Consider the following 25,597-nt stretch of genomic DNA (forward strand, 5'->3'; position numbering starts at 1 on the left):
CCCGTTAATCACAACTATTTTCAAACCATAATTGGTCAAATTTATCAATAATCAAAACTCGGCCATCACTGACTGTTACTTTTCGATGTTTATCTAAGCATTGCATTTCATCTACGCTTAATTTCACACCGCTATTTCTTAGCCATTTTGATTTTTTACTCATAATATTAGCTAGCCAATCTGATATATTGAACAAAAAACCAACAATAGAGCTATCATCACACTCTTCTTTTTTCCAACCCTCCGTACAGTTATTGACAGAACTCCAAGCCGCACTTCGTGCGGATAAGTTAGCCTCGCTCCGCTCGTTTTTATTTTTAGCTAATAACAAACTGGCTTTTTTCACAATCCGCCATTGTTTTAGTCGAGTAAAAATTGTTTTAATTTCTACTTTTTTCTGATTAAAAAAACCAATAATCTTGCGACTGATTTCACCGTATTTATTCGGTTCTCTATCTTCATACGCTGTGCGAGCGACTAACTCTTTGCGTTTCACAAATGGACCACCTTGTAATAAAGTGTATTCTTTCCAATCACCTCGATCTGCAGCTTCAACTAACGCTGTCAACGCCTCATCATTTTTCACTTTCTCCCCGTGTTTTCTACGTAATTCACGCCATACCGTAACGGGCGAACCACCGATTTGGTGAAATTGGTGAATACGCCATTTTGCCGCCCAAGCCGAGACATTCTTAGCTATATCTTTCAGCTTTTCGCCTGTTTCCTCATCAATATCATCATCACACGCATAGCCATCAATATTTTTTGAGATATATTTCGCAATGTAGCCTGTTGCAGATCCCTTTTCCCAATCAATCGGTTTAGCGGTAAAACGATGCTCTTGTGCTCCAGCTTCATCGCCATCTTCAGCTAACGCATAACGAGAAAAAACCTCTCTCACGGTTTCAACGTGCTGAGGTTGCATAAATAAAAGCAAATGCCAATGCGGTGTTCCATCGTGATGTGGTTCAACAACTCGAAAGCCAAAAACTTTAATTTTTCTACGATCTAAACTAGAACGAATTTTTGCCCAGACAGAACACAAATATTTCTGAGTATCTTTAGGACTGCTAAAATTCCATTTTTTAACAAAGCCCCCTTTACTATGAATAGCGTGATAGCAACTTGGTGCGGTCAACGTATAAAACTCCCCAGCATACTCAAGTTCCTTTGCCACTTCTTCAAACCCTCTCATACGTACCATTAACTCTGCACGTCTAATCGCTGGATTAGACACAGTCGCATAGTACATATCTTGTAAATCAACAACTTCGTCTTCATCATCTTGATTAATCAAAGACATCTGCTTAACAAACTCTTTCGTCCGTTTTTTAGCTGATCGCCATTCTGCCACTGCCTCGTGGCTCGCATAAGGTGATGCTGACTTTTGCACTTGTCCAACTGCAATTTTCAAATGTTCACGAATAAATGAACGAGCTTTTAACAACTCATTTGTCCACCATTTCTCGCATAACATCTTATTCATTGCTATGTCCATTTTCTCGGGGGTTAAACATCCTTTTCTAAAAGCTTTGTAATAAAGCGGCTCAACCCCTTTTAGTTTTGTTAAGTATGCTAATTTTTGATAAAGCCCCTTCATTACTTGATTAATTTCATCTTCTGTTTTCACTCCACGTTTAAGCACTGTTTCTTGAAATTCAAAAAATACATTATTCATTTCAACTGCTGTTTCTCTCGCAAAGTCTGCAAGCTCGTGATCAGAAAATTCATCTAATCCAATAACTTTATTTAAATGTTTCTCGCCTTTTCCTGAATCTGCAATAATCACCTTGCCTTTTGGCAAATTAATTAATTTGCTGATCGGGTATCGTTCCATCACGGCATCAATGCGAGATAACACCCCTTTTTCCATGGTTTGGCGTAACCAACTATTTGCTGAAAAACGCCCTTTATTTTTAAATAAACGGCTATAACGCTTAACAAAATAGCCAGCTAAATAATCAGGAACACCGCAAAAATACTCATTCGCAAAGTCAAAATCTTCTCTCGGGACGTTATAGAACAAGTCCAACTGGCTCATTGAAAGCCCTGTTGGAGCGGGTTTTTCACAGACGACATAGTCTGAATGCTGTAAAAATGGCTTAGTTGCCATTTTTTTAGCGATTGCCGCATCTCTTTCTTGTTCCCAGCCCATCAACGCTTACCTTATTTGTTTAACTGCTCTAAATAATCAGCGTGTTGTAAAAACCAGTTTTTACAACGATCACAAGTTGAAGATACGATGTTTAGCATTTCTTCAACGGTTAATACTTCACTTTTCTCTACAATCTGATATGCCAAAAGCCCCTCTAATGCTTTTGAAAACGAATCAAAACTACCGATTTTTTCAATAACTTTATCTTCATTCACTTCAAATACAGAAAAGTGATTATTCTCTTGAGTGAATAAAATTTCTTGACCATTACTTAGTACGAGATACATCAGCTACCCCCTTGAAATAACAAAACTGTTTTAAAAAAATTTCTGGTTGATGAATGACTTTGTCTAACAACACACAATAATTAAATGCAGTTAAAAGCTTATGCCAGATGACTTCTTTAATATCTCGATCAGAAAATTCACCATACAGGACATACCAATCGAAATAATTTTGCTGCCATTTGCTCAACTGCTTTTGCAACAATGCTTGATTAATCCGCATAATTGACCTCGTCATCAATATTCAAAAAATCACGCTCACACACTTTTAAACAAAACGCTTTACTGATGTGCTTCATCATTCTGACCGCTCTTCCAATCTTACGTTTCTCAATATCGTTGTACTCTCGCAAATGCCGCTTAAACTCAACTTCAGCCACTCTTGCTAATGCTTTACGACTGTTCAAATCTAAATTTTCAAACTGCCGCTCTGCTTGAAATTTTGATTTGTTCAAACAATGGGCGATATACGCCCAAATGTTCTGACCGTTTATGCCTTCAACTTTTTCAACTTTAAAATCATTTTTCATAATGCTTTTATCCTTGACAGTTCAATTTCCAATTCAGCTAAGAGTTCCCCAACTCAACACTAAATCTAAACTTCACTCTATAAATATCGCTGTTATCACAGCCACTCACACCGAAACGCTACCCCCTTTTCTTTTACTAATGCCAAAAACTATTTCAACTTATTAAATAGCCAGCCAAGAAAACTGCCTTTTACTTTTCTGTCATCAACTCGTTCACGTGCTTCTAAGCAATCAATCCGTTCTTTCAAATTGTCTAACGACAAATTAACTGTTTGATTCAGCTCAAACAGTTTATTGTTGGCACGGATTAAAGCGTCAACTTGACGACTTAACAGCTCAACTTTCTTTGATAATTGATAAATATTTACCCGTTTTTTATCTCCCTCAAATCGGGTGTAATACGTCTTTTTTTGTTTACTCATTGTTCAATCTCCTATTTTTAGGTTGCAAAAAACCCTCAGCAAAATTTTCATAAAATGAAAAAATCTGCCGAAGCTCGGTTAATAAAAGGTTTAACTAATTACTAAGTTTTAGAGTTGTCTTCGTTCTGAAAGAAATCCTGTTGATTGAGATCAACTTGAATTAAAGGCTTATTAATTGATAACGCTTCTTGACGTTCGTTATAAATTGGTGTTTCAAGTTTCAATACTTCTGCTAAAACGTGATTGCGAGAACCGCAGTTATTACAAATCAACATCACATTAATGGTTCGCAAACTCACTTTTTGTGATGTTCTGACTCGTAAATTACTACTCCCGCAATTCAAACACCGCATATCAATATTTGCCATTCTTACCGTCCTGTTTAATTTTGCAGATCACTTTTATTTAATTCAGAAAGCAGCTCATCTGCAGTTATTTTTCCGTTTGTTGCATTGACTATTCGTTGAATGTATTTAGCTCTAATACCTCCACCGTTTAGCCATTTACATACTGTTTGTTGTGAAACACCACAGTAATTAGCTAGTGCAGTTTGTGAACCGCATATTTTTATTGCTTTTGAAATAGATTCTTTCATAACACCCTTTGTTGTAATTAATTAACTTTAATTGTGATAATACAACTTTAATTGTTGAAGTCAACAATTTTTTTTCAGTTGATATAACCTAACTTTAGTTGTAATTTATGAAAAAAAGGAGTTTTTATGCCTAATTTATCTACACGCTTACAGAAATTATTGTTAAAAAAAAATGTTTCACAGTCGTGGCTCGCTCAAAAAGTTAATGTTTCTCAACAATCAATCCAAAAAATACTTACAGGTGAAACTCGTAATCCTAAGTATATTTTGGAAATTGCTGCAGCATTAGACGTGGATCCAAACTGGCTTAAAACGGGGGAAGGTGATATACCCAATTTTGCAAATAGCTACGAAACTCAAGCAGAAATTCAGGATAAAGCTATTAAAATAGACTTGCTTGATATTTCAGCAAGTGCAGGAAACGGTACTTTCGTTTCAAGTGATGTTATTGAAGTTGTTTCATCAATTGAATATACACAGGATTTTTTTACAAAAACATTTCACAAGAAAGAAGCCCAAAATATTAAGCTTATTAATGTAAAAGGCGACTCGATGAGCCCAACACTTGAATGCGGGGATCTGATTTTTGTAGATATTTCTATTCAAAAGTATGACGGCGATGGCATTTATATTTTTAGCTATGGTGAAACGCTCTTTGTGAAACGGTTACAAATGGCGGGCGATAAGTTATTTGTCTTATCAGACAATAAATCGTATGAAAAATGGGATATTACCGAAAAAAACTTTTATAAGTTTAGAGTCCAAGGGAAAGTTTTGATAGGGCAATCTCAACAGTTGCAGCGGTTTGGTTAGTTATAATCAATAACTTTTTAAGAGGTTGTCATGAAATCATTTTGTAGATCTTGTGTTTTATTCTTTATAGCTAACATTACTGTTATATTTGTAGCCCTTTTTATAGATTATTTATTTGGGCAAGAAGCAGGTGCATTAACAGCAGGTATCGGCTTACTTTTACTGTGGATATATTTTTTATATTTAATTATTCGATTCTTAAAAAGACTGTGTAACCTAAAAAAATCATATAAATCTAAATCACATCAAATAGAACAACTAGAAAAACAAACTTCTTGCGTTATAAAGAAAGAACCACACGTTTCTAACCAGAGATCAACACAAAAGCAAAACCGACTTTCTCCGTCATCAATGAAAAAAAGAAAGATATTATCAAGTTTTTATATGAAGATTACCACGGAAATCTTACGAATAGGAAAGTTGAAGTAAGAAGTGTGAGTGGACAAAAATTTGATGCATGGTGCTATTCAAGAAAAGCAATCAGAACATTTAAAATTGATAATATTATCGGCTTAGTTGATGTTAATGGCGAAAGTATGTTAATTGAAACTTATCTTGAGTCAAAAGGATTCCTGAAGAAAAAGCCAACAAGCAAAAAACAGATACAATCTGGTAATTCTCAATTAGAAGTATGTTTTACGGGTTTCAAAAAATCAGATAAACAACGATTAGAAGCTGTTGCTAAAGAAAATAATTTTTTTATTAGAACAACTGTTACTAAAAATCTTAACTTTCTTATAACAGGTGAAAATGCTGGTCCAACTAAAATAACTCAAGCCCAAAATAATGGTGTAGTTATTTTAGATGAAAATGGTTTTTTAAACATGATTGAAACAGGCGAACTTATTGAAAGTCATAAAATTTATTAAACTAATAATTATTAGTTCATCATAGCCCCCTTAATTCAAACTCTACCCCACAGCTATACCCACTCTCACTTAGTGAGTGGGTTACTTTGGTAATAATCCATTTTGTATCATCAATCTCTGTTTTAAAACCTGTTACTTTAGCGGGTAACTCGGGGATAAGCTCAGGATTGCCTTTTGCAAGAGTTAATGAAAATGTAGCTACACCTCGTTTTAATTTATCAAAAGCTGCTTTTGCTGCAGTGATCGCTTTTGCTCGATATTTAAAAACGTGGCTTAAAGTCTTTATTTGATTAGTATCTGTTGTGACAGGTTTAGTTTGAATTAAATTATTATGCTTTTGCTTACTTTCTTCTCCATCTTTTTTTATTTTGTTTTTTCGTTCAATTTTACTGTTTTCATCAATGATCACTTCCCCTTTTTTGCCGTTATCTTGATTATGCCAATAGGCTCGCACCGCTTTATAATTCTCACTTTCAGCAAGAGAAAATCTGAAACTATCCCCCACTGATCGGCTAATTTCAACTTCGGGTAAAGGTTTACCGCTCGCTGTTTTCATCTCTCCTGCTTTGATAAACATTAAACAACCATTTTTTACAGTTGATATTGCATCATAATCTTGTGCTAATCGGCTTAATAAATTAATGGTACTTTCGTTTTGCTGATCAAGATGCTCAATCTGTTGACTACCTAAGTTTTTATCTACTAAGGGTTTGAGTTTATTTTCTTCCGCTAATTGCTTAATTAAATCAGCTATCTTAATTTTGTGAAAAGAACGTTCCTGTTTTGTCGTTAAAGAACCAAATAAATCAGCACTTCTCGCCCGAATAGTCAGAGTATCGGGCGAACCGCTATATTCTAGTTCATCAACTTTATATTCTCCTTTTTCAACTAATCCTGTCGTTTTCCAACCCAATTCTAATTTGATAATTGCTCCACGACTTGGAAATGCGAGTTGATTGTCGTGATCACTTAGCGTTAGCTCAAGCATATCTGCTTCAAACCCTCGATTATCAGTTAAGCTTAAACTAATTAATCGTTCGCTCAGTATCTGAGTAATATCATTTGTACCGTTATTACTAGTTACTATTACTTTAAATAAAGGTGTATCGTGATTTAATCGTTGATCAATCGTTTTATTAATATTACTTAATAAGTCCATTAATCGTTTCCCCAACATTATTTGCTACACTACTAACCGCATCACCAACACTACTCGCTACATTTCCTACAGTTTCACCAATACCATTAGCAACACTACCTATAGCTCCTGTAATACTGCTACCAATTTCGCCAACAGCTCCACTAACTTTATCAACTAAGCCGCCTGTTACTTCATTCAATCCACCTGTTACTTTATCGGCTAATTCCAGTAACATTGGGTCATCAGTGCGTTTAAGTTGTACAGTAAAATCAATAGCTCTTGGAGAACCATCACCAAATAATTCTGTGCGAGTTTCGCTAATTTTTTCAATCACAAAAAAGCCAATTAATTCAGAATTTCCCATTAAAAGAGGGTAACTTCCGCCTTTATCTGCCATTAGTTCTAGCATAGCTAAACTTAGCCGTCCGCCTGTAATTTCAGGCATTAACCGCCCACTTAAGGTTATACTTTCGCTCTCTTTACCCAAAAACTGACTTTGTGGCATTTTGCCTACTACGCTATTTGTTGGGTGTCGCCAACTGCTATCTCGTTGTAAACTTTGAAAAGGTAACGTGCTACGCATAAACACAAACATTCCTAAAGTACATAATGCGGTATTCTGAAACATCTCTTTTCCCCTATAAAAAAGGGACGTGTAACGCCCCTATTTCTTATTCATCAACTTGATTGCGTTCTCTGGCTTTTTCTCGCCACATCATTAATTCGTTCAAGTCCATTTGCTCAAAAGCTTGCGGTGTCCAATGAAAAACTGTTGCAATATCTGCAATCGCATCTTCAACTGTCGCAGGAATTAATAGCGGGGCTAAGCTGTCATCACTTCTTCCCTCTGTTCTGTTTTGACGAAAAAACCGATAGTTGCTGTCGCTAATTCGGTGAAATCTGCTATATCTAATTGTTGAATTTCAGTTTTATGCAACATAGGATAAGTAATCCGTGGTAATAGCGTAGTTAATGTATCTACATCTGCATTTAATACGTTGATCATATTTAAGCCCTTCAAACTTAAAACAGTTGGCTTACTCACTTCAACTTCACTAAATTCAGCTTCACCTCTTTTGAGGGTTGACGATAGTTTAATTACTTTTTTATTTAAATCTTTTTCTACTTTTGCCATTGTGTTTTCCTTGGAGTTCTAATTTAATTGAAAAAGGGGTATTGCCCCTTAGGGAATAAGTTATAAACCGATTGCTTTGCGGTGTTCACTCAATCTGTCTTTACCATCAACAACAAAAATACTGTTTAACATATCAATCTCAACAACATCTTTGCCGTTTTCAATCAGTTTGTAATACGTTAAAGGGACTTTAAACGTTTGCTCAGTATCGTCACCCGCTTTGCTATTACCGTTATCAATTTCAGTAAAGCGACCTCGCATTACAATCTCAATTGAAGTAACTTGATTAGTATTATCTTCTTCGTATGCCCCCATAAAACGCAGTGGCATTCCATCAATACTGGCTCCAAAGCCTTTGATCAATTCAGTCATATATCCGCCCATTTTAAATTCACATTCGAGCTTTTCTAATCCCAGATTAATATCGACTGCACCAATCATACCGCCTGAGCGAAACTCTTCGACTTTCATCGCCAATTTTGGCGTTGTAACTTCTGTAACTTGCCCGATATAGCGATTGCCGTCCGCAATAAAATTCATCAGTTTTAATTTTCGAGGTAGTGCCACGTTTTACTCCTTAACTTGCCACTTTATCAGCAAAGTCAACTAAATATTGGTCGGTGATGCGTTGATTAAAGCCTAATTGTTCAAGCGGAGGAACGGGACCATAGTCATAATCAATTAGTAACTTACCATCTTGTAAGCTTTCTTTACCGTTTAACTCTTTCGAAAGCCAAGCTTTACCGCCCATTAGCATTCCTTTAGTAGTTAAGTCTCGCCATTTTGCATTGATCCCTTCGATAATATCTTTAATCAACGTTACCGAAACATCTTTATCAACTGCCCAATCAAAAGAAGCAGCAATCGTATCTTTTAACACTTGAGCAGTACGAGTATAAACTTCAAACTTAAACGCTGGATCATCTGCACAAGTGCGTAACCCCCAGAAACGAAAGCCGTTATAATTGACACAGCAGGTAATACCCTTTTCATTGAGATAATTCACGTCAGTTGAACTGTCATTAATATCAAAATAAATTTCTTTCGTTACACCACTTACACCGTTGATACCCTTATTAGAAATGGAGGTATGCCAGCCAAATTCTTTATCTTGATAAGCTCGAATTGCACAAGCTCGCACTACCGCATAATCTGTTTCAACTTTACTCGTATTCGGATTGAAAGAAAGAAAATCGCCAAAAATCAACATAACTTCCCGTTGTGAGAAATTGCTTTTATATGTAACAGCTTGTTCTTTCGTATTACAGCCATAACAAGATAAATAAGCAAAAGCATTCAACTTAGCAGCAAGAGCTGCTAACTCAACTGCAACTTCTTTAGTATCATGTTTGGGTACGCATAAAATGCGAGGTTTAATGCCGAAATTAACACTAGCGGTCAACAACGCTTTCATTCCAGTGTAAGCCCCGTTTTCATCGACTGTACCAATGATATTCGTATTCATCTCGCTTTTGTATTCGTCTGCTTCGCTCGTTTCATCGTGCGTTGACTCAGCAACTCGGACCACTATCACTTTGCAATTAACAATATCAGCAATCCCATCGAGGGTACGAGATAACGTTCCTTTTTTACCTGCTTTTGCAATATAAGCTTGTGGGTTCGTGAGTAGAACTGCTTTATTCAGCGGAAAAGTTGTTGCATCGGCATCGTTAGCTGTACACACTACGCCGATCACTGCTGTTGAAATTGTAGCAAGTGAACGAACAATATTCGTTATTTCATTCACTCGCACGCCATGTAAGTATTCTTCTGACATAATCGCCCCTTTGTCTATAAACTAAGGCGATTGTCTTAAATGACTAATTGAAATGCACTCAATAGCTTTTGTGGAAGTGGGGTTCACTCAATAAAAAATCAGTTGAAATATTTGGTTTACTTTTCGTTAGCAAAGGAAAATAAGTAATAAAAAGCACCTTAATGTATAAATTAAGGTGCTTTTATTTATTAAAACCTATTTAGGTTAAATTTTATGATACTCCAAGAGAAAACCGCCAAAAGGGCGTTTTTTAAATTAGCTACGAATCCCTAGCATTTCAAAATTTTGGCTAGTTTTAGACATATTTGTCTTAAGCATTTCTGTACTTTTATCATTTGACACGAAGTATTTTTTAAATTTTCATTGGCTAATAATAAATTTTTGTTCTGAATACATTCCTGTACTTTTATCATTTGACACAGCATATTTTTTAAATTTTCATTGGCTAATAATAAAATCTCGTTATGAATATTTAGAACAATATCTTCATCGTCCCGAATGTTTTTTTGAGTATATCTCTTTGCTAAGTTTAAGCTTAATCTTTCCATAAAATATTGAAGATCTAATAAATCTAATAAATCTAATAAATCTAGATCATATAATGATTTTATATCGTCTTTTAGCTTAGACATAATTTGTGAATCTTCTTTGAATTCGAGTAGTATGTTCAAATATTTACTCAAAGAGGAATAACAAGACTTAAAATCACTATTTTTACTAATAATATATATAGAGTTATAAATATCTTCTTGATTGTTTTTCCAAAATTCCAATAACTCATCTTCTGATTTGAGATTTTTCATTTTATCTTTCAGAATCTCATTTTGTCGATTATTTTCGAATTTACTTAACTTTTCCGCTAGTTTATTCGTATAGGGTATTATATTCTTTACTTTATCCTGATGTAACTCAGGAGAAAATTCAATATTTAGTTCGGTTGGTAATAACTCTTTTTTCATACTATCATTAGGATTCAAACTAACATGTAAAGGGTGAACATACACAACAAAATTTTCAAATTCATCAATATATTCACTAATTTTAACTGTATAAGTAAACACATTAAAATAAGATATTATTCCATATAGAACATTATTATCTTTAATAAATGCAATGGTATGTTCAACTTGACTTTCATCGTCCTTCAAAAATGAAGGATAATTTTCAAGCGATATTATATCCATACTAAATTTTATATCACTTAATAGAATTTCTTTGATTTTATCAAGTTTAATTTTTTCTAATGTTTCTCTATCGTAATGCGCAAGAAATGTTATTAACAAATATAATGTTGCTTTGAAAGAATCCTCTGTCCCAAAGGAAATGTCAATACTCAATGTACTCATATATTCTGATATATTTTCTCCTTTTAATGATATCATTTTCATATTATAATTTTTTTGAAATTTTTGCAGAAACTTATGCAAATCTTTATCAGAGGAGTATTCAATCCTCACTTCTTTGCCATCAAGTATTTCATCTATAGAGATATTATCCTCTATAGAAATAGATATATCCCCATTAGATTCTCTTTTATAAACTTTTCTAGTTTTTTTGTCTTTCAACTTTATTGGTTTAGGTTCTCCACGATCGGGGGTTACTCCAAATAAATTATTTATAGCACCTATTTTCGATTCTAATACATTAACATATAAACCTAAATCTGAATTATGCTGTTTACAATAGATTTTTTTATTTTTTAATCTGCCACCAAAAGAAGATGGAAAAACATGTTCAGCAGAAGTTTCATTACTATCACAGAAAATACAATATTTTCCCATATAGACTCCAATTTATATTATTTAATACTATATTCCGTATAGATATTGCCAACCACGGAACCAACCGTTTATTAAAACGTTTTTTGATTATATTTAAAATATACTACAATTTTCCCTAAAAAAAACCTCTGATTAGAGGATTATTTGTTAGAACTTATAAACTAGATTATCTTCATATTTTCCAGAATAAAGGGCGGTCTTGGGTCTATGCAGGTCTGGTCTGCTTAGGCTGTTGTGATAAGTGTTCCTGCACTTATCACTTCACCGCTTTCTCTTATTGATGATCACTTCATACATTCCCCCTTATTTTTGTTGAAAATTGCCGCTAAATGATTAGGACTAAACCGCCAGCCGTGATTTGAATTAAAAATTACATTAAAGCACCACTCACTACAAAAAAAGCGGCTTTTTCTCTCTCTTAATCCAAAAACAACGCCGAGTGCACCGAAAATATCGTATTTTTTGCCTTTTGTTTTTTCAAAATAGCTTTTAATTTGTTCTTCAGTGATATTATCAAGCTGAATTAAATCCCACTTATCTTTGTTTATGTTAATCTGCTTCTTACGTACGCCGCCGTCCCTCGGTGATGATGAATAGCAATCATAAATAATCTCACGTTCATAGTGATAACCGTTTAAATACTCAACACGCTCAACGACTAACTCACAGTGTGAATAAATGCCTTTTGTGAAAAAGCGAATCAATCCATCTTTGATTCGTTCTATTTTTGAACTAGGTTTTCCTTTATATAAAGCTAAGTAGATTTTATTCATTTTCTACCGCCTTTAATTTCGCTTTTTCCTGTTCTAAGAACTCATCGTAAGTAGTAGTCCAGCCCGTTGAATAATCATATTCGAGAGGATTTTCTGCTGCTAGCATTGCTGTTTTATGCTTGATTGCATTAGCGTGATTTTGTTGAATAACACTCATAATCGCTGCCCACATTGAGATTAATTTTTGCTTGTTAATCGGTATCGTGTCGTTATCAGCACAAGTCCAATAAATTTCTTGCTCGCCAAATAAATCAAAACTTGACTTAATATTTGATAAATTACGCTGAGCTTTATCGTCTGTATCTATCCACTTATCAATTTGTTGAACATACACCCCACCCGCCGTTTTTTTATCTCTGAGTGCATTAATTTGATTGCGAATTGCGTTTTGCTGTTCCGCTTTTAACACTTCTCTATCAACTTCAAGTTTTACGACTTTTCCATTTTGATAAACCACTTGTGTGTCTAACAGTTGATTTTGCAATGTTTCATCAGCTTCTATATAAGAGAAATCCGAGTAATTTTGCTTTGCAAATTCAATTAACGCTTCTAGCGTATCAGCGTGAATTCCGACAACTAATGATGTAATGCGTTTCCCGCTTTCATCTAAAATAATTAAATAATTTTTATTCATAATTAAATACCTAAAGCTATGTAATATGTTGTTCCAGGATGAGATGATGCTGCAGATGTAAATCCATTGCTTGTTAAATTTCCTATGCGAGTATCTCTATTCCAAGCTGTTTTTGAATGCGAGACAATAAAACAACGAGTTGGAAAACTGATCGGAAATCTAATATCTGATTGATCACTAACTCCCCATTGCATGATCAGTCCATTTGGAAATTTACACCATCCACTTTGATTAATATTTTGAGTAAATTGCGGAATAATGCCTTGCAATCCTGTGATTTGCTCGACCGTATGAGTATGTTGCAAAGGAGCTTTATCAGCCCCTATTGTCTGCCAGCTGCCCCATCCATCTCTTGTTTTGTTTCTGCAATAATATGTTTTATCATCAAATGAAATATACTCTTGCATTACGCCATATGCCGAAGGCTTAACTATTAATGATCCTGCTTTGTTCACAGGATAATTTCTAGCAGTAGTTGCTTGTCTATTATACGGCTGTCCGTAGATTCCCGCTGTTGTTATATCATTGAGATTAGCAGTAGCTAAGTCATCTTGAACTTTAAAATTAGTGATCCCGTAACCTGCAAGCGTTGTTGCTGGCGATTGCTTGCTTTCTGCGAGAGTTTTAGCTTCTGTGGCTTTTTCATACGCAGTTTTAACTGCACGTGCTGTTGCGAGTTTATTTTGCGAATTGTCATTTACTTCAGAAGTCATTTCAGGCAGCGGTTTAAACACTGTCCAATTGCTGTGTGCAAACCCCTGATAGCCGTTTCTAACCCATATTTCAGCGTTTCTGTTTTCAGTATGAGGAATGTAAATATCAGCAAATCCCGTGTTTGTTTCCCCTGTTCTGATAGCGATTCCGCAGCCGTAATTGTGAGCATTTTGCATATCAGCTGGCTTGCTATACCCTGCAGAGCGATAAAATTGGGATTTCCCCCCAACGGGGATCGAATAAGGGCGTACATTACCTGAATAATCAGCATCTAAAACTCTACGTTCTCCTAAATCTTTTACTGCTTTAGGTGTAGCAGCTTTATCTTCAGCATCACTGTTTGTTTCATTTGAAAGCTGAACAATACCTTTTTGTTGAATGCTTGCATTGGGAATATCGTTTATTTTCTGTTCTATTTCTTCACTTAAATTCTGGTGTAAATTTTCAACATCTTCTCTTGTCGCAAATACTGTACTAGAGTCTATTTTTAGTTCTACGCTATCAGCTGATGCAACACTAATCACTACTCTTAATAATAATGATTGTCCGCTTCCCTCTCTTAATTCTGACTTAAAAGTCTCAGGATAATTACCAACAGCAATTAAATTATCTTCATTATCATAAATGCCAATTTCTCTAATATAAAACCCGCCGATATTTTCGGGTATACGCTGTTCAATAATAATCTGATTGAGATTATTAGGATTAACTCGAATTGATGTTACTTCTTCTCGTCTAATCTCATTAACTAATGATCGTTGGGTTCGATAAGGTTGTACAAATTGTCCATTTCCGTCACCAACTCCTAGTTTAGTGATTTGAATAGTACGTTGTTCATTAATCGCTTGAGCAAAAACTTGCTCACCTTTTACAGTTAATAAAGTATAAAACTGAGGCATATTGCTCCTTACTTTGGATAAATTGTAGTAATCGTGCCTGCCGTTGTGCTCGCAAATAAATTACACGCACAACTATTTGTTAAACTGATATTCAGCTCAGTTAAATGACGTGAAACTGGCTTAGTATTATTAATTAAGCGTGTCAGTTCTTTATTTAATGTTTCGCTTAAGCCCGTTTCTGGTACTTCAATACTTAATTTAAATGTACCCACTTGCCCTTGTGGTTCTTGATTGAACCATTCACTTAATTCAGTAATATAGCCAAATGGTTCTATTACTCGTTTTAATGCAGCAATCGTTCCCTTATATTTATGCACATAGAATGCTGTTTTGATCACTTCTCGTTTCTTTTCAACTCGCCAATTTTCTTCCCAATAATCAACTGAAAATGCCCACGCTAAAAAAGGCAATAGATTTTCTGGGCAAGTATCAGGGTTCCATAGTATTGAAAAATCAACGTGTAACTTTTCTGCCATTGCACAGATTTGTGCGGCACGATGTTCTAGTTGGCTTGATCCATTTGGTAGAAGTGAATTAGTCATCGCTTTCTCTTACTGTTAAATTGATCTGCGAACAAAAACCAGCTTGTTGCCCAGTGAGAACAATATTTTGGCTGGGTTCAGTAACTTCTACTCGTTGTACGCCCTCAACATGTAAAGCAGCGTGTATCGCTGAAATATTAATATCTTTACCAAGTCTAAGTTTTCGGTTGACAAATTCACTTAGTCTTCTTTCAGCTAAGTTTTTTATCGGTTCCGCTTCAGGAGCTTTGTAAGTATAAATTGTGGCAGTAATTTGATATTGATGAATTTCTGCAGATTGTACTGTTACTCTATCAGCAACAGGGCGAACGTTTTCATCATTTAAAGCATTGCGAACTTTATCAAGTAATTCACTGTTTGCTTGTCCGTTATTTAAATGAGAAAGTATTGTTACAGTTACATGACAGGGGGAAGGTGAAATAACATTAACGTCTGCAACTCGACCATCTGCAGATAAAGTATGATATTCGTAAGATGATTTTGCTCCTGCAGTTGAAATACTGTCAAATGCAAGCTGAGTACGATAACGTAATGCTTCATCACTTTCTAATATTTCAGGTAACGGCGGATTAGCTGTTTGATCACCATTTTGAATAACTAAGCGTTTTACATTGTAATTACCAGCAATATTATCTAAGTCAGCCCCTTTAGCGTGAGCAAGAGAGACGGCTAAAGCTCGGTTGTTAATTTGCTGACGTAAGATTAATTCACGATAAGCATTTTCTTGTAACAGTTTGACTATTGGCTCGCTTTCAAGGCTTAATCTTTGTTGCCAAGTGGATTGCTCTTCTTCTGGATATAAACGAATAAATGCAATTTTTCTCGCATTAAAAATTGCTTCAAAGGAAAGAGGTTCAATAAAATCGGGTTGTGGGATTTTACTTAAATCAATTAATGCACTCATTAGTTTAATCTCTGTTGATAGCTAAGTGGGCTATTGTTTGTATTCAATATGCCGTTTATCTCAGCAATAAGTTTTCCTTCGCCGTTAATCGCAACAACAAAACTGTTGATTTGTAATCTGGGTTCCCAGCGTTTTAATGCCATTACACTTGCACTTGAAATCTGTAATAACAAGGCGTGGTTTATTGGTCTATCTAATAAAAACGGCAGATAACTGCCATAATCTCGCCGCTGCAATCTTGAACCAATGGGGGTTAATAAAATATCTCTGATAGATTGGCGAATATGCTGTTGTTCATTTTCTATTTTGTGACCGTTTACATTGTTCATTGCGGTTGTCCTGTGTTACTTGAACCTCTTTCAACTCCATTATGTGTGTGTCCGATTAATGAAATACCATTACATGTAACATCTGAAGTTGAGTTAATCGTACCTTCTGCATTAATTCCCCCTTTTGCACTCATTCCGCTATCAGTTGATACACTTCCCATTAAATGACTGTTACCAAGCACTTTTAAATTTCCGCCAATTTTGCAATCTTGAGTACATTCAAATAATGGAGTAATGGCTTTCACATATTCACTAGCTGTTATCTCTGCAGTGCTAATGCCTGTTACGCTTAAAGCGTGGCTTTTTTGGTTGTATGTAATTCGTGCTTTATCTGCAAATTCAATAACGTGTTCATCAGGGTTTTGACTGGGTGCAGAATGGGTGAGATATAAACCAGTAATAGCAATTGCGGTAGTAACATCACCGCTCGGCGATAACAATAAACACGGCTCACCGACAGTCGGTGGCGACCACGTTTTGGTTGTCCCTGTTCTAAAAGTAGTAAATGGGAGCCAATCAGTAATAATTTTCCCTGTTTCCACCCGTACTAAAGCGTTGGAATAATCTACACTATGGATTAAACCTAGCTTAATCATACTTTCTATTCGTCTAATTAAATCTGCAATATTCATAACCGCATTTTGCTTTTTGCATTACAGCTTGTCTTTTCTTGGCGTGAGTGAAAAGCGGTTTAACAAAAGTGAAAGATAATAAAAAACCGCCATAAAGGCGGTTTTAGTTTATATAACAATAAGATTGTGGTGGAGTTCCTGATTGAACCACTTCAGAAATATGCTTCGGTTCTTGATATAATTCAAATGAATCAATTTCAAAAGCATATGCTAAACGACGATTTAAAAAATATTCATCAAAAAAGCTCTTCGTAATCCCTGAAAACTCTTTTGTTTTGTTCCAAAGAGACTCTGGTTCATATGTATGAGTCGCTTTTACCTTAAATTCGCCAATTACTTTACCTACAGGCATTGTAGAATAAACTACAACTGTCGTAATTCCTTTTCTTTTAGGTAAAGATTTTCTAAATTCAAACTTTTTTTCACCTGAAATTATTTTCTCTACAAATTCAGGCTTAATTGATAATAAAACTTTCATCAGCTTGAGATAACCTTAATATAGACTTAAATACATTATCAGAGATTGGCTCTAATACTATTCTAGTGTCATATCTAATCATTAAATTCTTGGTAATCCTGTTTTAAGCTATCAAAAAGGTATCGTTTAAATCAATTTGATTAAATGATAGATATTTCAAATTATCCATATTTATTCTCCTGATCATAAAGCTCATAATTTCAATATAATATATTGATTATAAAAAACATTTTAAACAAGATCAAATGTAACCACCAAGTTTTGCAACTTTAAACTATTATTTTTTTAAATTCCTCAGACAGCAATACTTGCTTTGTAAACAAACTTTATCTTTCATTCCCTATCAAACAATCTACTCCGTCTTTGGGCTTCTTGTTGCCGTTGTAGTTTTTCAAGTTCCCTTTTTATTGTGTCAGCAAGTTGCTGGGGGTTTTGATTGCTGGCTTGAATATGAATGCTTATATTCATTGGAGTTGAGTTCGCTTGCGTATTTTGCTGAGTTTGACTAGCTAAAGGTGGACGAGTATCTACCTGAAACGGTTGAGCAAATGCAACTGAACTACTCAATCCTGCTGCAAGCATTCCTGCTTTTGCACTTTTTGAATTATGAAGACTTGATAAAAAACCTGTGCCGAGCCGAGAAGTAGCTGATTTATTAAAGACAAATTCGCCTTTATGAACAATTCCTGCTGGATCATATCGTCCACCATTTCCCGTAAAACCACCACTTGCAAAGCCTGTTACATTATCTACACTTCGGTGATCAATTACTGCTGTTTTGTTATCATCACTACCCAAGCTGAAAAAGTTTTTAATTGCACTACCGATACTAGCGACTTTGTCTTTTGCTTTCTCCCATGTTGCTTTTAAGCCGCTGATCAGGCTATCAATTAAATTAGCTCCAAATTCGCTAAATTTACTCGGCATATCTATGCCAAAATATGACATTACACTCGCAAAAATTTTGTAAAATATCCCTAATGGGGACCAATCTAATAATAGTTTGCACACGCCAGCAATTCCGCTATTAAATGCGTTTTTGATTTCTTGCCAAATATTTAAAAAGAACCCTTTAACTTTGTCCCAATTTTTCCAAATTAAATAAACTGCACTAGCTAACAAACCTACTACGACTACAACAGCAAGTATAATAGGATTGACGGTAACTAACGCAATCATGGCTCTACTCACATTTGATATGACTGATAAAAACTTCATTCCTCCAAGAATTAATCTTAAAATTGGATATAACACATAACTACTTGCAATACTCAATCCGCCAAGTGCAACTGCTGCTACGCTAATAGCACCTCCCCATTTAATGATTTTAGCAGTTAATTCTGGGTTTGCTTTAATCCAATCATTCAGTTTTCTAAGCCACCCCGTTACAGTTTGAGTAAGCTCTCTTAACCTTTTTGATTGTTCAGTATAAAGGCTGATACCTATTGCTTCCCAAGCAGAATTTAACCCTTTTAGATCACCAATAAGATTATCACTCATTGTTTTTGCTGCTTTTTCAGCTGTACCTTTTGATTCTTTGATACTTTTTTGATACTCAATCAGGGCTTTATCTGCTTGTGAGATTAATTCTAATGCACCTGCAATGGGGATTTTACCAAAAATAGCATTGATCACTTCTGCTCGTTTACCCGTACCCATTTTGTCAGTTTTCTTTTTAATATCCGCTAAAATTTCTGGGATAGCTCGCATATTCCCAGCCGCATCAGTTGCACTAATTCCTAATTTTTGTAGATGTTTATTATCGACTAAATTCAGTCCGATATTTTTTATTGTTGTTCCTGCATTTGAACCTTTTATTCCAACATTTCCAAGCAATCCAGCCAATGCTGCAGTTGACTCAAACGATTGTCCAAGCGAAGTCATAACTGGAGCTCCTTCTTTCATTGTTTCGTACAATGTTTCTAATGAAGTGTTAGAAGTGGTAGTTGTCATTGTTAGTACATCTGCTACTCGGCTCATTTCAGAAGCAGGAATTTTAAATCCCGAAGCAATATCACTCGCCACGTCAGAAACTCGAGAAAGATCCATTCCTGAAGCAAGTGCCATATTTAAAACAGATTGTAATGATTGTTGAATTTGTTCAGGAGTAAAGCCAGCCATGGCAAGATAACCTTGTGCTTGTGCTACTTCTCCTGAGCTGAATGCAGTTGTTGCCCCTAAATCAATCGCTTGTTTTTTTAAAGCTTCTATTTTCTTGGCTTGTTCTGCATTATTTTTATCTAAGCGAGTTAAAGCAATCACTTTAGAAAATGATTGTTCGAATTCAGCTGCTGGCTTAAACAGTTTATATCCTCCACCTACTCCTGTTCCGCCGATAATTAAGTTTCTTTGTCCAAAATTTTGTAGTTTTTCGCTATTTGCTTTGAGTGTCTGCACTCGTTGTTGATATTTTTGGTAGTTAATCTGCTGTTTATTTAAATCAGATAAGGCTTTTTTCTGCTTATCAATCGACTTAGTAACTTGATCTACTCTATTTTTTAACTGACTATCTGCTTCCCCCAGTCGTTTACTATCAATCCCAGCTTCAGTTAATTTCTGCTTTAATTCTTTAAGTTTAGCTACTTGCTTGTGATGTTTTAGTTTCAATTCATCAACTTCTTTTTTTTGCTTTTCAAAAGTTTTAGTAAGATTTTTAGTGGGTATCTCTGTCGTTTTTAATTCTTTTTTTAACTCTCTTGCTTTATTTTTAGCTAATTCAAATTCATTTGATGTTTTAGAAAGCGATTTTTCTGCTTGTTTAAAGCTTTCAATTAAAGCCTGTTGTTTTTCAAGTTTTTTTCGCTCTTCGTAACTTTGTTTTAATGCACTGGATAATTGTTTAGTCGCTTTTTCCGCACTTTTAAACGGTGCAGTTATTTTATCCACTGCACTTAATAGCACTTGTAAATTTAATTTATTCATAACTTGCCTTATTTAGTTGACTTTATTAACTCTGTTATTTAATAATGCGAAAAAAGGGGGATATATGCTGACATTTATTTTTGCAATCATTTTTGTTATCGCTATTCTTATGACACTTTTTATAGCGTTTATTACCCCTTTAATGTTCTTGGGTGCGGCTATTTGGAGTATTGTTTCCGCTTTCAAAGACGATATATTACTTGGTTGTATCGTGTTAATTAGCCTTATATCTGCAGTCTTATCTTATTTTTATCTTGTCGATAGTGTGTTTTTTTCTTTCCTGTGTTTCTGGTGGGTTCTTAGCTTACAAGGGCTGTTATTACACGCATTGAAAATTAAAATTTCTAATTAAAGACTTAATTGTTTAATAATTAAGTCTTCAATCATTTCTTTATCCGTTTTACTAAAACCTAATAATTCCCGTTGTGTATATTTTACTTTTAAGCCTATTTTGGAGTTTACTACCCCTGTTTTCCCGTATTGATGTATGCTAGCAATTTTAGCCGCACGACTGTTAAACCCTATTTCAACACCCTTATCGTTAATGCGTGTTTTTAAAAAACGACTGGTACGTAACTTTTTAAACATTGCTAGTTGTTTTATTCGTCCAGTTTTAGTCCGTTTTTGTTGTTTTCGTCTAGCATAAAAGCTCCCATCTGGGTTTTGTTGTCTCGCTATTCGTTGACGTTGTGATTGAACTAATTTATTGCCAATCTGACGAATAAGCTGTCGCCTGCTTTGAGGGCTTAAGTTATTTATTAATCCCTGCAGTTTATTTGTTAATTGTTCCACTTCACTATTCTGCATAATATTCTGCTCTTAGTTTTTCTAACGTCAGCGGCTCATCACCATAAGTTAATATCAGATTATTTTCTCTATATTCACTGATCACTTTTTCAGTCAGTTCAAGTTTAATTGAAACGTCTTGTATATCATGATTGATAAAATCACTTTCAAATTGAAAATGTTCTCTTCTATCTGGATTTTGTAGTAGTTCGGGTTGATGGATTTTTAAGTAACCAATTAGCGGAGCAATCACGGTAGCTAGATCACCGTGAAAGTCGGTGAGAATAATATTTAAAGTGTAACGGTATTCAAAGCTTAAACTTTTAGCATTAGTTGTAATAATTTTACCGTTTTCTATAAAAATGAGTAGTTGATCAGGATTATGTTGTAAATAAGTTAAGCTGTCAGTCAAAACTTGTCGAATTTGATTTGGCTTTTTCATTTTCGATATCCTTTTTCTTTATGCTCTAACATTTGTTGACAATTAACACAATGCGTTACCCCTTGAATGGTTTGACGACGAAGCTCAGGAATCGGCTCTTCACATTCAATGCAGTATAGACGACTAACACCTTTAAAAGTTTTACGTTTTCTGATTGCAGTTTCTCGTTCTAACTGTTCAAGTTGGCTGGCTTTATCAAAACTATCCATTTTAGATCTCTTATTGCTTATTATGTTGTTCAATGCAGTGCTTTAATGCTTGGTTTTCAGTGATACAAAACTGTAATGCTTGTTGTGTTTTACTCAATCCATTTACTAGATCTCTATTAGTTCGGATATGCAATGCCACTTTTCTGCATTCGTGGCTTTGCGGGCAGAGTAGGCGTTGTTGTATGGGTGGTGTTTGTATTGAACACCCTTCTAATATCAAAAGGCACAAGCTGATTACTCCAATTTTGATTACGTTCATTTTCTAAGGCTCGCTCTAGTTGTCGTTGTTGTTTATCTGTTATAGTTTTCATTTCTTCTAGCTGATTTAACAGTGCAGTTTGCTGTAATAAAAAGTTGTTTGCTCTTGTTTCGGATTGGTTGTAAGCTATTTGCCATTTTTTAATTTCAGTAGTTGCTTGTTTCAGTTGTTCTGTACGTTGTTTGAGTTGATGCTGTAATATTGAAATATAAAAAGTTATACCGATAAAAAAGACAAAACAGGCAATCGCAAAATAGGTTTTAAAACTGATTATCTTTGTAAACATAAGGCTTTTTCCTTTTCTCGTCGCTTAACTAAGCCCGCTAGTTTTTTGCCGTTCGCATAAACCCAACGTGGGAATTGATCACACATTCTTGGCGTATAACCGTTCATTGCCATTGTGAATAAAGTGGAGTGTTTCATTTTGGAACACCCGAGATTAAAAGTAATACTCGTCATTGCATCAAACGCACCCTGCGGCATATTTCGTCCATTGCCAAATCTATTCACACAATCTTCTGCTTGTTTAATTCCTTTTGTATAAAATTCAGCAATCTCTTTTTCAGTGTAAGTTCTGTTTTGTTCTATTTTTATTCCAATACTTTCTGTTGTACCAATTCCAACAGTTAAGATATTCGCTGGACAAAAGTAAGGGGCTTTACGACAACCTTCTGCATTACCAATTAATTCAAGCCCTGCTTGGCTTGTACTAATTTCTTTGTGATGATCTGTGAGTATCATTCCAATAATCACCGTAACACTACATATTCCACTAATAACTTTATGTTTCATCTATCTTTAATATCCCTTTTTTCAGTGCAATTTTTTTTAGCTTTAAATCTTGCTTTTTGTAGTACCAATGAATCATAAAAGTGCCGACACCCAAAAAAATGCCGATTAAAGACCCCCATTCATGAAGTGATAATCCACAAAAAAAAGATAATATAGCTCCAAAATATGAAAGTTTACTTGTATCCATTTTTAATCCCACAAATTAATACTTTGTTTTACTTTTGTTTTTTTGATTTGACGTGGTAATTCAATTTCCGTCCCTATTGGTATGACTACATCTGCTAAAATATGAGGGTTTAACAGAAGGGCTTGTTCTAATAATCCTTGACTATTACCTAGATGACGATAAACAATTAAATCTAATGTATCGCCTTGCAATGCTTTAACTTTCATTAGATTAACTCTACTGTCATTCGTCTAATTTTAAGTAGATCTCGAATTGCATAACGTGCATCACGTCTTAGATCAGCAATACTTTCATTTAGCTTTTCTTGTTTTTTATCGCTATCACCCGTGCTGTCATAAGCAGTGTAACGTTCATATAAATCAGCGACAGCTAAACAGAAAACAGCTCGTTTATAACGATGAACTAATATTGAGATGCCGTTTATTTTTTCTGCTTTTAAATCAGCTAAACTTTCTGCGTTTTGTCTGTCAAAATCACTTAAATCTTGATTAACACTAATAATTGATTCAATCACTGCTTGTGCTAATCGTTCAGTTGTAATCATTGCATCTATTCGCATGCTGTTACGCACTTCTGTCAGATCAATATCAGGAAAAAAACTGTTATTCGTGATAATTGCTTTGTTAGTTTGTTGAATTATCTTTTTTTCATTAATTGATGCTGTTTGCCTTTCTATTTCTTTCCCAATTTGCGGTTGCTTGTATGCAGGTGTATATGGAATTGAGATTGATGACATAAAATCTCCTTAAAAAAATAGCGGGGTGGGGGCTATTGGTAGATAAATCTACTTTGCCCGCCCCGCTTAGCTCGCAGGCTAGATTAGTTTATTCTGTTTCGCTATCAGGCTCGTTTTCTAACGTTTCATCAGGCATATCTAGCTGTTTTAGCAATTTTTTAACTTCACCTTTTACTCCAATATTGGGGTTAAGTTGTAATGCTCGTTGCAGATTAGCTAGTGATTTTTCGGGTTCAAGTTCTTTTTGTAATAGTCCGATTTCTCGCAATAATCTTGCTCTGCTTTCATCTGGCATATCTTCTTCATTAATGACTTTTTCTACCTTTATGAGTAAATCTAACTCAAAACCTGTTTGGCTTGCTTTCGCTTTATCTGCAAATTCTTCTGCAAGCAAAGTTGCGGGAGTTCTGCTAAACCCATCGGGTAAAACAAGATCGTGAAATAAAGCATATTCACCAATTTCAATCGCAAGTTGATACTCACCGCAGTCAATCGCCCAAACAAGCCACGTCATTAGTATATTGTCTTGTTTCCCTGTTCCTTGTTGTAGAGCTCCCTCAATCCAAGGTCGATAGTCATTTAAAATTTTTCGTTTAAACTCGGCTTTCTTTTCTCTTGATTGAATATTTTTCAAATCTTTTTTATGCCGAGAAAGCAGGAACAACATTTTTTCATAGCCTTCTAACTGTTCTAATTGTTGTTCCTCATTCGCTGACAATTTGCCAGCGATGGTTTTTAAATAATGGGCTTTCGTTGAACGCATAGCTTTTCTTATCCTGTTGCTTTGTCAGTTTCTTTAGTCATATCAGGGCTGACAACTGTATCACTATCAACATCTTTGAATTCTATATTGCGTAATAAAGCGACACAGTCATAACACTCAACAACATAATCATCATTAGACGATACATAATCTTCTAGTTGATCTCGTTTTGCGTTATCAACTAAAGTACGACGCATTGCTCCCTCTTGATAGTAAATTGAAAGATTATCCAAGCGGGTAATTAATACTGTACCTTTTGGTACATAAGGAACTCGAATAGCGGGTAATCCGCCAACTCGTTTTTGGCTAATAATCAGATCAGCGGAAATTTTCTCACTTGGTTTATCGTTGTTATTGACTAATGGGAAATATTTATCTGCTAATAATTCTCGACTCATAATAGCAACTAAGCCGGTGTCATCTTGATACTCTTCAGCGATTAAATCATCAACCGCTGCCATAACTAGTGCATCAAGATTTTGGTATTCTTGCCCTTTACCAATTAAAATTTTGTTTTGTGATTTACCATTTTTTCCATCTTTACTAACCACTCGTTCTGGGGCATTCGTTTCAATTTTTTTCAACCAGCCGACTGCAACGTCTTGTAATAAAGGATAAGTTGTGCGATTTGAAGTAGTCGCTCGTTGCTGACCATTGAATCCCATCATAATGCGATCTAATGCCATACGTTTTGCCTTAATATCGCCAATTTTTTTGCCAAAATCAGGGAATTTCGCCCACAAATCTAAGGTTGGATAGCGAATATGTGAGTCGTAGTTAATTTGTTGGCAGTGATAAGTAACTTTTGTTAAGTTGTGAATATCTTGAGTTTCACGGTCTTTTGCGGTTGTATCTGTTGTACTCGCAATAGTGCTTGCGACACCGAGACCTAATATTTCACCTTGTTGTTCGGTAACACCGATAATATTAATTTTTTGTAAAAAATCGGAACTTAATTGTACTTTTTGTTCGAGTTTTTGTTGTACAGTTGGCGTTACACTAAATTTAGTGTTGACATCGCCAACTGGCATTTCGTTTAAGTGTGCAGTTTCAGTAATATACTTGTTGTACGCTTGACGAGTTTCTTTTTTCAT

At 35.0% G+C, this 25,597-nt stretch carries 37 protein-coding genes and 1 pseudogene; 4 read left to right on the top strand and 34 right to left on the bottom strand.

Annotated features, from left to right (window positions below):
* Positions 1–4: 4 nt before the first annotated feature.
* The 7 genes from CEP47_RS05105 to CEP47_RS05135 all read right to left on the bottom strand — a co-directional run bounded on the left by CEP47_RS05105 (position 5) and on the right by CEP47_RS05135 (position 3,986).
* On the bottom strand, positions 5–2,155 hold the full coding sequence (locus CEP47_RS05105) for a replication endonuclease (RefSeq protein WP_261920644.1): 2,151 nt from the start codon (positions 2,153–2,155) through the stop codon (positions 5–7).
* Between the two features lie 11 nt (positions 2,156–2,166).
* Positions 2,167–2,442 (bottom strand): YbaK/EbsC family protein, encoded by a 276-nt coding sequence (locus CEP47_RS05110; RefSeq protein WP_261920643.1) that lies wholly within the window; start codon positions 2,440–2,442, stop codon positions 2,167–2,169.
* Positions 2,423–2,662: a hypothetical protein gene (locus CEP47_RS05115; RefSeq protein ID WP_261920642.1), complete on the bottom strand. Its 240-nt coding sequence runs from the start codon at positions 2,660–2,662 to the stop codon at positions 2,423–2,425. The genes CEP47_RS05110 and CEP47_RS05115 overlap by 20 nt, the downstream gene beginning before the upstream one ends.
* Positions 2,652–2,969 (bottom strand): hypothetical protein, encoded by a 318-nt coding sequence (locus CEP47_RS05120; protein WP_261920641.1) that lies wholly within the window; start codon positions 2,967–2,969, stop codon positions 2,652–2,654. The genes CEP47_RS05115 and CEP47_RS05120 overlap by 11 nt, the downstream gene beginning before the upstream one ends.
* Positions 2,970–3,118: 149 nt before the next feature.
* A complete protein-coding gene (locus CEP47_RS05125; RefSeq protein ID WP_261920640.1) occupies positions 3,119–3,391 on the bottom strand; it encodes a hypothetical protein in 273 nt (90 codons plus the stop codon).
* 101 nt (positions 3,392–3,492) lie between these two features.
* Positions 3,493–3,759, bottom strand: a complete 267-nt coding sequence (locus CEP47_RS05130) for a hypothetical protein (RefSeq protein WP_261920639.1) — start codon at positions 3,757–3,759, stop codon at positions 3,493–3,495.
* 14 nt (positions 3,760–3,773) lie between these two features.
* On the bottom strand, positions 3,774–3,986 hold the full coding sequence (locus CEP47_RS05135; RefSeq protein ID WP_261920638.1) for a transcriptional regulator: 213 nt from the start codon (positions 3,984–3,986) through the stop codon (positions 3,774–3,776).
* Positions 3,987–4,112: 126 nt separating this feature from the next.
* On the opposite strand from CEP47_RS05135, the gene CEP47_RS05140 reads away from it, so the two are divergent.
* Genes CEP47_RS05140 through CEP47_RS05150 form a run of 3 tightly spaced genes read left to right on the top strand, consistent with a single transcriptional unit; the run spans position 4,113 to position 5,668 of the window.
* Positions 4,113–4,799 carry an XRE family transcriptional regulator gene (locus tag CEP47_RS05140; RefSeq protein ID WP_261920637.1) on the top strand — a complete coding sequence of 229 codons (687 nt, stop codon included), beginning with the start codon at positions 4,113–4,115 and terminating at the stop codon, positions 4,797–4,799.
* A 30-nt stretch (positions 4,800–4,829) separates the two neighbouring features.
* Complete coding sequence (locus CEP47_RS05145; RefSeq protein ID WP_261920636.1) at positions 4,830–5,228, top strand: hypothetical protein; 399 nt, start codon at positions 4,830–4,832, stop codon at positions 5,226–5,228.
* A gap of 5 nt (positions 5,229–5,233) precedes the next feature.
* Positions 5,234–5,668: a BRCT domain-containing protein gene (locus CEP47_RS05150; protein WP_261920635.1), complete on the top strand. Its 435-nt coding sequence runs from the start codon at positions 5,234–5,236 to the stop codon at positions 5,666–5,668.
* Positions 5,669–5,687: 19 nt separating this feature from the next.
* Here the strand turns inward: CEP47_RS05150 and CEP47_RS05155 are convergent, their stop codons facing one another.
* From CEP47_RS05155 to CEP47_RS05230, 16 genes and pseudogenes are all read right to left on the bottom strand, one after another.
* Complete coding sequence (locus CEP47_RS05155; protein WP_261920634.1) at positions 5,688–6,827, bottom strand: phage late control D family protein; 1,140 nt, start codon at positions 6,825–6,827, stop codon at positions 5,688–5,690.
* 178 nt (positions 6,828–7,005) lie between these two features.
* Positions 7,006–7,437: pseudogene (locus tag CEP47_RS05160) on the bottom strand (phage tail protein); the annotation flags it as partial.
* Between the two features lie 43 nt (positions 7,438–7,480).
* Complete coding sequence (locus CEP47_RS08895) at positions 7,481–7,723, bottom strand: GpE family phage tail protein (protein WP_373463133.1); 243 nt, start codon at positions 7,721–7,723, stop codon at positions 7,481–7,483.
* Entirely contained in the window at positions 7,633–7,944 is a 312-nt protein-coding gene (locus CEP47_RS05170) for a phage tail assembly protein (RefSeq protein ID WP_261920633.1), read from the bottom strand. Before CEP47_RS05170 ends, CEP47_RS08895 begins: the two co-directional genes overlap by 91 nt.
* A gap of 60 nt (positions 7,945–8,004) precedes the next feature.
* Positions 8,005–8,511 (bottom strand): phage major tail tube protein, encoded by a 507-nt coding sequence (locus CEP47_RS05175; RefSeq protein ID WP_261920632.1) that lies wholly within the window; start codon positions 8,509–8,511, stop codon positions 8,005–8,007.
* Between the two features lie 10 nt (positions 8,512–8,521).
* The gene (locus CEP47_RS05180; protein WP_261920631.1) at positions 8,522–9,721 is read right to left on the bottom strand and encodes a phage tail sheath protein; all 1,200 of its coding nucleotides are present in this window, start codon (positions 9,719–9,721) and stop codon (positions 8,522–8,524) included.
* A 269-nt stretch (positions 9,722–9,990) separates the two neighbouring features.
* Positions 9,991–11,502: an HNH endonuclease gene (locus CEP47_RS05185; protein ID WP_261920630.1), complete on the bottom strand. Its 1,512-nt coding sequence runs from the start codon at positions 11,500–11,502 to the stop codon at positions 9,991–9,993.
* A 284-nt stretch (positions 11,503–11,786) separates the two neighbouring features.
* Positions 11,787–12,275 carry an enoyl-CoA hydratase gene (locus CEP47_RS05190; RefSeq protein ID WP_261920629.1) on the bottom strand — a complete coding sequence of 163 codons (489 nt, stop codon included), beginning with the start codon at positions 12,273–12,275 and terminating at the stop codon, positions 11,787–11,789.
* Positions 12,268–12,909 carry a DUF4376 domain-containing protein gene (locus CEP47_RS05195; RefSeq protein ID WP_261920628.1) on the bottom strand — a complete coding sequence of 214 codons (642 nt, stop codon included), beginning with the start codon at positions 12,907–12,909 and terminating at the stop codon, positions 12,268–12,270. Before CEP47_RS05195 ends, CEP47_RS05190 begins: the two co-directional genes overlap by 8 nt.
* Before the next feature lie 2 nt (positions 12,910–12,911).
* Positions 12,912–14,522 carry a phage tail-collar fiber domain-containing protein gene (locus CEP47_RS05200; RefSeq protein ID WP_261920627.1) on the bottom strand — a complete coding sequence of 537 codons (1,611 nt, stop codon included), beginning with the start codon at positions 14,520–14,522 and terminating at the stop codon, positions 12,912–12,914.
* Positions 14,523–14,530: 8 nt separating this feature from the next.
* Positions 14,531–15,064, bottom strand: a complete 534-nt coding sequence (locus CEP47_RS05205; protein ID WP_261920626.1) for a phage tail protein I — start codon at positions 15,062–15,064, stop codon at positions 14,531–14,533.
* Entirely contained in the window at positions 15,057–15,968 is a 912-nt protein-coding gene (locus CEP47_RS05210) for a baseplate assembly protein (protein ID WP_261920625.1), read from the bottom strand. Before CEP47_RS05210 ends, CEP47_RS05205 begins: the two co-directional genes overlap by 8 nt.
* Entirely contained in the window at positions 15,968–16,297 is a 330-nt protein-coding gene (locus tag CEP47_RS05215) for a GPW/gp25 family protein (protein WP_261920624.1), read from the bottom strand. Before CEP47_RS05215 ends, CEP47_RS05210 begins: the two co-directional genes overlap by 1 nt.
* A complete protein-coding gene (locus CEP47_RS05220) occupies positions 16,294–16,929 on the bottom strand; it encodes a phage baseplate assembly protein V (protein ID WP_261920623.1) in 636 nt (211 codons plus the stop codon). Before CEP47_RS05220 ends, CEP47_RS05215 begins: the two co-directional genes overlap by 4 nt.
* A 103-nt stretch (positions 16,930–17,032) precedes the next feature.
* A complete protein-coding gene (locus tag CEP47_RS05225; protein ID WP_261920622.1) occupies positions 17,033–17,407 on the bottom strand; it encodes an ASCH domain-containing protein in 375 nt (124 codons plus the stop codon).
* Between the two features lie 333 nt (positions 17,408–17,740).
* Positions 17,741–20,329, bottom strand: a complete 2,589-nt coding sequence (locus tag CEP47_RS05230) for a phage tail tape measure protein (RefSeq protein WP_261920621.1) — start codon at positions 20,327–20,329, stop codon at positions 17,741–17,743.
* 64 nt (positions 20,330–20,393) lie between these two features.
* On the opposite strand from CEP47_RS05230, the gene CEP47_RS05235 reads away from it, so the two are divergent.
* Positions 20,394–20,681 carry a hypothetical protein gene (locus tag CEP47_RS05235; protein WP_261920620.1) on the top strand — a complete coding sequence of 96 codons (288 nt, stop codon included), beginning with the start codon at positions 20,394–20,396 and terminating at the stop codon, positions 20,679–20,681.
* Here CEP47_RS05235 and CEP47_RS05240 read toward each other — a convergent pair.
* The 11 genes from CEP47_RS05240 to CEP47_RS05290 all read right to left on the bottom strand — a co-directional run bounded on the left by CEP47_RS05240 (position 20,678) and on the right by CEP47_RS05290 (position 25,597).
* A complete protein-coding gene (locus CEP47_RS05240) occupies positions 20,678–21,136 on the bottom strand; it encodes a phage virion morphogenesis protein (RefSeq protein ID WP_261920619.1) in 459 nt (152 codons plus the stop codon). The genes CEP47_RS05235 and CEP47_RS05240 overlap by 4 nt on opposite strands.
* Positions 21,126–21,557, bottom strand: coding sequence for a phage tail protein (locus CEP47_RS05245; RefSeq protein ID WP_261920618.1), 432 nt, complete (start codon positions 21,555–21,557; stop codon positions 21,126–21,128). Before CEP47_RS05245 ends, CEP47_RS05240 begins: the two co-directional genes overlap by 11 nt.
* Positions 21,554–21,766 (bottom strand): TraR/DksA family transcriptional regulator, encoded by a 213-nt coding sequence (locus tag CEP47_RS05250; protein ID WP_261920617.1) that lies wholly within the window; start codon positions 21,764–21,766, stop codon positions 21,554–21,556. The genes CEP47_RS05245 and CEP47_RS05250 overlap by 4 nt, the downstream gene beginning before the upstream one ends.
* A 10-nt stretch (positions 21,767–21,776) precedes the next feature.
* Positions 21,777–21,983: an Rz1-like lysis system protein LysC gene (lysC, locus tag CEP47_RS05255; protein WP_265482684.1), complete on the bottom strand. Its 207-nt coding sequence runs from the start codon at positions 21,981–21,983 to the stop codon at positions 21,777–21,779.
* Positions 21,883–22,311, bottom strand: coding sequence for a hypothetical protein (locus CEP47_RS05260; RefSeq protein ID WP_261921046.1), 429 nt, complete (start codon positions 22,309–22,311; stop codon positions 21,883–21,885). The genes lysC and CEP47_RS05260 overlap by 101 nt, the downstream gene beginning before the upstream one ends.
* Positions 22,296–22,766 (bottom strand): lysozyme, encoded by a 471-nt coding sequence (locus CEP47_RS05265; protein ID WP_373463134.1) that lies wholly within the window; start codon positions 22,764–22,766, stop codon positions 22,296–22,298. Before CEP47_RS05265 ends, CEP47_RS05260 begins: the two co-directional genes overlap by 16 nt.
* A 40-nt stretch (positions 22,767–22,806) precedes the next feature.
* Positions 22,807–23,004: a phage holin family protein gene (locus CEP47_RS05270; protein WP_261920615.1), complete on the bottom strand. Its 198-nt coding sequence runs from the start codon at positions 23,002–23,004 to the stop codon at positions 22,807–22,809.
* Positions 23,005–23,006: 2 nt separating this feature from the next.
* Entirely contained in the window at positions 23,007–23,210 is a 204-nt protein-coding gene (locus CEP47_RS05275; protein WP_261920614.1) for a tail protein X, read from the bottom strand.
* Positions 23,210–23,740, bottom strand: a complete 531-nt coding sequence (locus CEP47_RS05280) for a head completion/stabilization protein (protein ID WP_261920613.1) — start codon at positions 23,738–23,740, stop codon at positions 23,210–23,212. The genes CEP47_RS05275 and CEP47_RS05280 overlap by 1 nt, the downstream gene beginning before the upstream one ends.
* An 88-nt stretch (positions 23,741–23,828) precedes the next feature.
* Complete coding sequence (gene gpM / locus CEP47_RS05285; protein WP_261920612.1) at positions 23,829–24,503, bottom strand: phage terminase small subunit; 675 nt, start codon at positions 24,501–24,503, stop codon at positions 23,829–23,831.
* 8 nt (positions 24,504–24,511) lie between these two features.
* Complete coding sequence (locus CEP47_RS05290) at positions 24,512–25,597, bottom strand: phage major capsid protein, P2 family (protein WP_261920611.1); 1,086 nt, start codon at positions 25,595–25,597, stop codon at positions 24,512–24,514.

Source organism: Mergibacter septicus (assembly GCF_003265225.1).
GTDB lineage: Bacteria > Pseudomonadota > Gammaproteobacteria > Enterobacterales > Pasteurellaceae > Mergibacter > Mergibacter septicus.

What these genes read in the sequence shown, in the direction of transcription:
- CEP47_RS05190 (WP_261920629.1), bottom strand. Translation starts at nt 12,275, where the DNA reads ATGAATAAAATCTACTTAGCTTTATATAAAGGAAAACCTAGTTCAAAA.
- CEP47_RS05115 (WP_261920642.1), bottom strand. Translation starts at nt 2,662, where the DNA reads ATGCGGATTAATCAAGCATTGTTGCAAAAGCAGTTGAGCAAATGGCAG.
- CEP47_RS05105 (WP_261920644.1), bottom strand. Translation starts at nt 2,155, where the DNA reads ATGGGCTGGGAACAAGAAAGAGATGCGGCAATCGCTAAAAAAATGGCA.
- CEP47_RS05135 (WP_261920638.1), bottom strand. Translation starts at nt 3,986, where the DNA reads ATGAAAGAATCTATTTCAAAAGCAATAAAAATATGCGGTTCACAAACT.
- CEP47_RS05250 (WP_261920617.1), bottom strand. Translation starts at nt 21,766, where the DNA reads ATGGATAGTTTTGATAAAGCCAGCCAACTTGAACAGTTAGAACGAGAA.
- CEP47_RS05265 (WP_373463134.1), bottom strand. Translation starts at nt 22,766, where the DNA reads ATGATACTCACAGATCATCACAAAGAAATTAGTACAAGCCAAGCAGGG.
- CEP47_RS05155 (WP_261920634.1), bottom strand. Translation starts at nt 6,827, where the DNA reads ATGGACTTATTAAGTAATATTAATAAAACGATTGATCAACGATTAAAT.
- CEP47_RS05125 (WP_261920640.1), bottom strand. Translation starts at nt 3,391, where the DNA reads ATGAGTAAACAAAAAAAGACGTATTACACCCGATTTGAGGGAGATAAA.
- CEP47_RS05270 (WP_261920615.1), bottom strand. Translation starts at nt 23,004, where the DNA reads ATGGATACAAGTAAACTTTCATATTTTGGAGCTATATTATCTTTTTTT.
- CEP47_RS05235 (WP_261920620.1), top strand. Translation starts at nt 20,394, where the DNA reads ATGCTGACATTTATTTTTGCAATCATTTTTGTTATCGCTATTCTTATG.
- CEP47_RS05180 (WP_261920631.1), bottom strand. Translation starts at nt 9,721, where the DNA reads ATGTCAGAAGAATACTTACATGGCGTGCGAGTGAATGAAATAACGAAT.
- CEP47_RS05140 (WP_261920637.1), top strand. Translation starts at nt 4,113, where the DNA reads ATGCCTAATTTATCTACACGCTTACAGAAATTATTGTTAAAAAAAAAT.
- CEP47_RS05220 (WP_261920623.1), bottom strand. Translation starts at nt 16,929, where the DNA reads ATGAATATTGCAGATTTAATTAGACGAATAGAAAGTATGATTAAGCTA.
- CEP47_RS05275 (WP_261920614.1), bottom strand. Translation starts at nt 23,210, where the DNA reads ATGAAAGTTAAAGCATTGCAAGGCGATACATTAGATTTAATTGTTTAT.
- CEP47_RS05240 (WP_261920619.1), bottom strand. Translation starts at nt 21,136, where the DNA reads ATGCAGAATAGTGAAGTGGAACAATTAACAAATAAACTGCAGGGATTA.
- CEP47_RS05200 (WP_261920627.1), bottom strand. Translation starts at nt 14,522, where the DNA reads ATGCCTCAGTTTTATACTTTATTAACTGTAAAAGGTGAGCAAGTTTTT.
- CEP47_RS05120 (WP_261920641.1), bottom strand. Translation starts at nt 2,969, where the DNA reads ATGAAAAATGATTTTAAAGTTGAAAAAGTTGAAGGCATAAACGGTCAG.
- CEP47_RS05225 (WP_261920622.1), bottom strand. Translation starts at nt 17,407, where the DNA reads ATGAAAGTTTTATTATCAATTAAGCCTGAATTTGTAGAGAAAATAATT.
- CEP47_RS05145 (WP_261920636.1), top strand. Translation starts at nt 4,830, where the DNA reads ATGAAATCATTTTGTAGATCTTGTGTTTTATTCTTTATAGCTAACATT.
- CEP47_RS05260 (WP_261921046.1), bottom strand. Translation starts at nt 22,311, where the DNA reads ATGTTTACAAAGATAATCAGTTTTAAAACCTATTTTGCGATTGCCTGT.
- CEP47_RS05205 (WP_261920626.1), bottom strand. Translation starts at nt 15,064, where the DNA reads ATGACTAATTCACTTCTACCAAATGGATCAAGCCAACTAGAACATCGT.
- gpM (WP_261920612.1), bottom strand. Translation starts at nt 24,503, where the DNA reads ATGCGTTCAACGAAAGCCCATTATTTAAAAACCATCGCTGGCAAATTG.
- CEP47_RS05290 (WP_261920611.1), bottom strand. Translation starts at nt 25,597, where the DNA reads ATGAAAAAAGAAACTCGTCAAGCGTACAACAAGTATATTACTGAAACT.
- CEP47_RS05110 (WP_261920643.1), bottom strand. Translation starts at nt 2,442, where the DNA reads ATGTATCTCGTACTAAGTAATGGTCAAGAAATTTTATTCACTCAAGAG.
- CEP47_RS05230 (WP_261920621.1), bottom strand. Translation starts at nt 20,329, where the DNA reads ATGAATAAATTAAATTTACAAGTGCTATTAAGTGCAGTGGATAAAATA.
- CEP47_RS05245 (WP_261920618.1), bottom strand. Translation starts at nt 21,557, where the DNA reads ATGAAAAAGCCAAATCAAATTCGACAAGTTTTGACTGACAGCTTAACT.
- CEP47_RS05195 (WP_261920628.1), bottom strand. Translation starts at nt 12,909, where the DNA reads ATGAATAAAAATTATTTAATTATTTTAGATGAAAGCGGGAAACGCATT.
- CEP47_RS05130 (WP_261920639.1), bottom strand. Translation starts at nt 3,759, where the DNA reads ATGGCAAATATTGATATGCGGTGTTTGAATTGCGGGAGTAGTAATTTA.
- CEP47_RS05215 (WP_261920624.1), bottom strand. Translation starts at nt 16,297, where the DNA reads ATGAACAATGTAAACGGTCACAAAATAGAAAATGAACAACAGCATATT.
- CEP47_RS05170 (WP_261920633.1), bottom strand. Translation starts at nt 7,944, where the DNA reads ATGGCAAAAGTAGAAAAAGATTTAAATAAAAAAGTAATTAAACTATCG.
- CEP47_RS05210 (WP_261920625.1), bottom strand. Translation starts at nt 15,968, where the DNA reads ATGAGTGCATTAATTGATTTAAGTAAAATCCCACAACCCGATTTTATT.
- CEP47_RS05280 (WP_261920613.1), bottom strand. Translation starts at nt 23,740, where the DNA reads ATGTCATCAATCTCAATTCCATATACACCTGCATACAAGCAACCGCAA.
- CEP47_RS05185 (WP_261920630.1), bottom strand. Translation starts at nt 11,502, where the DNA reads ATGGGAAAATATTGTATTTTCTGTGATAGTAATGAAACTTCTGCTGAA.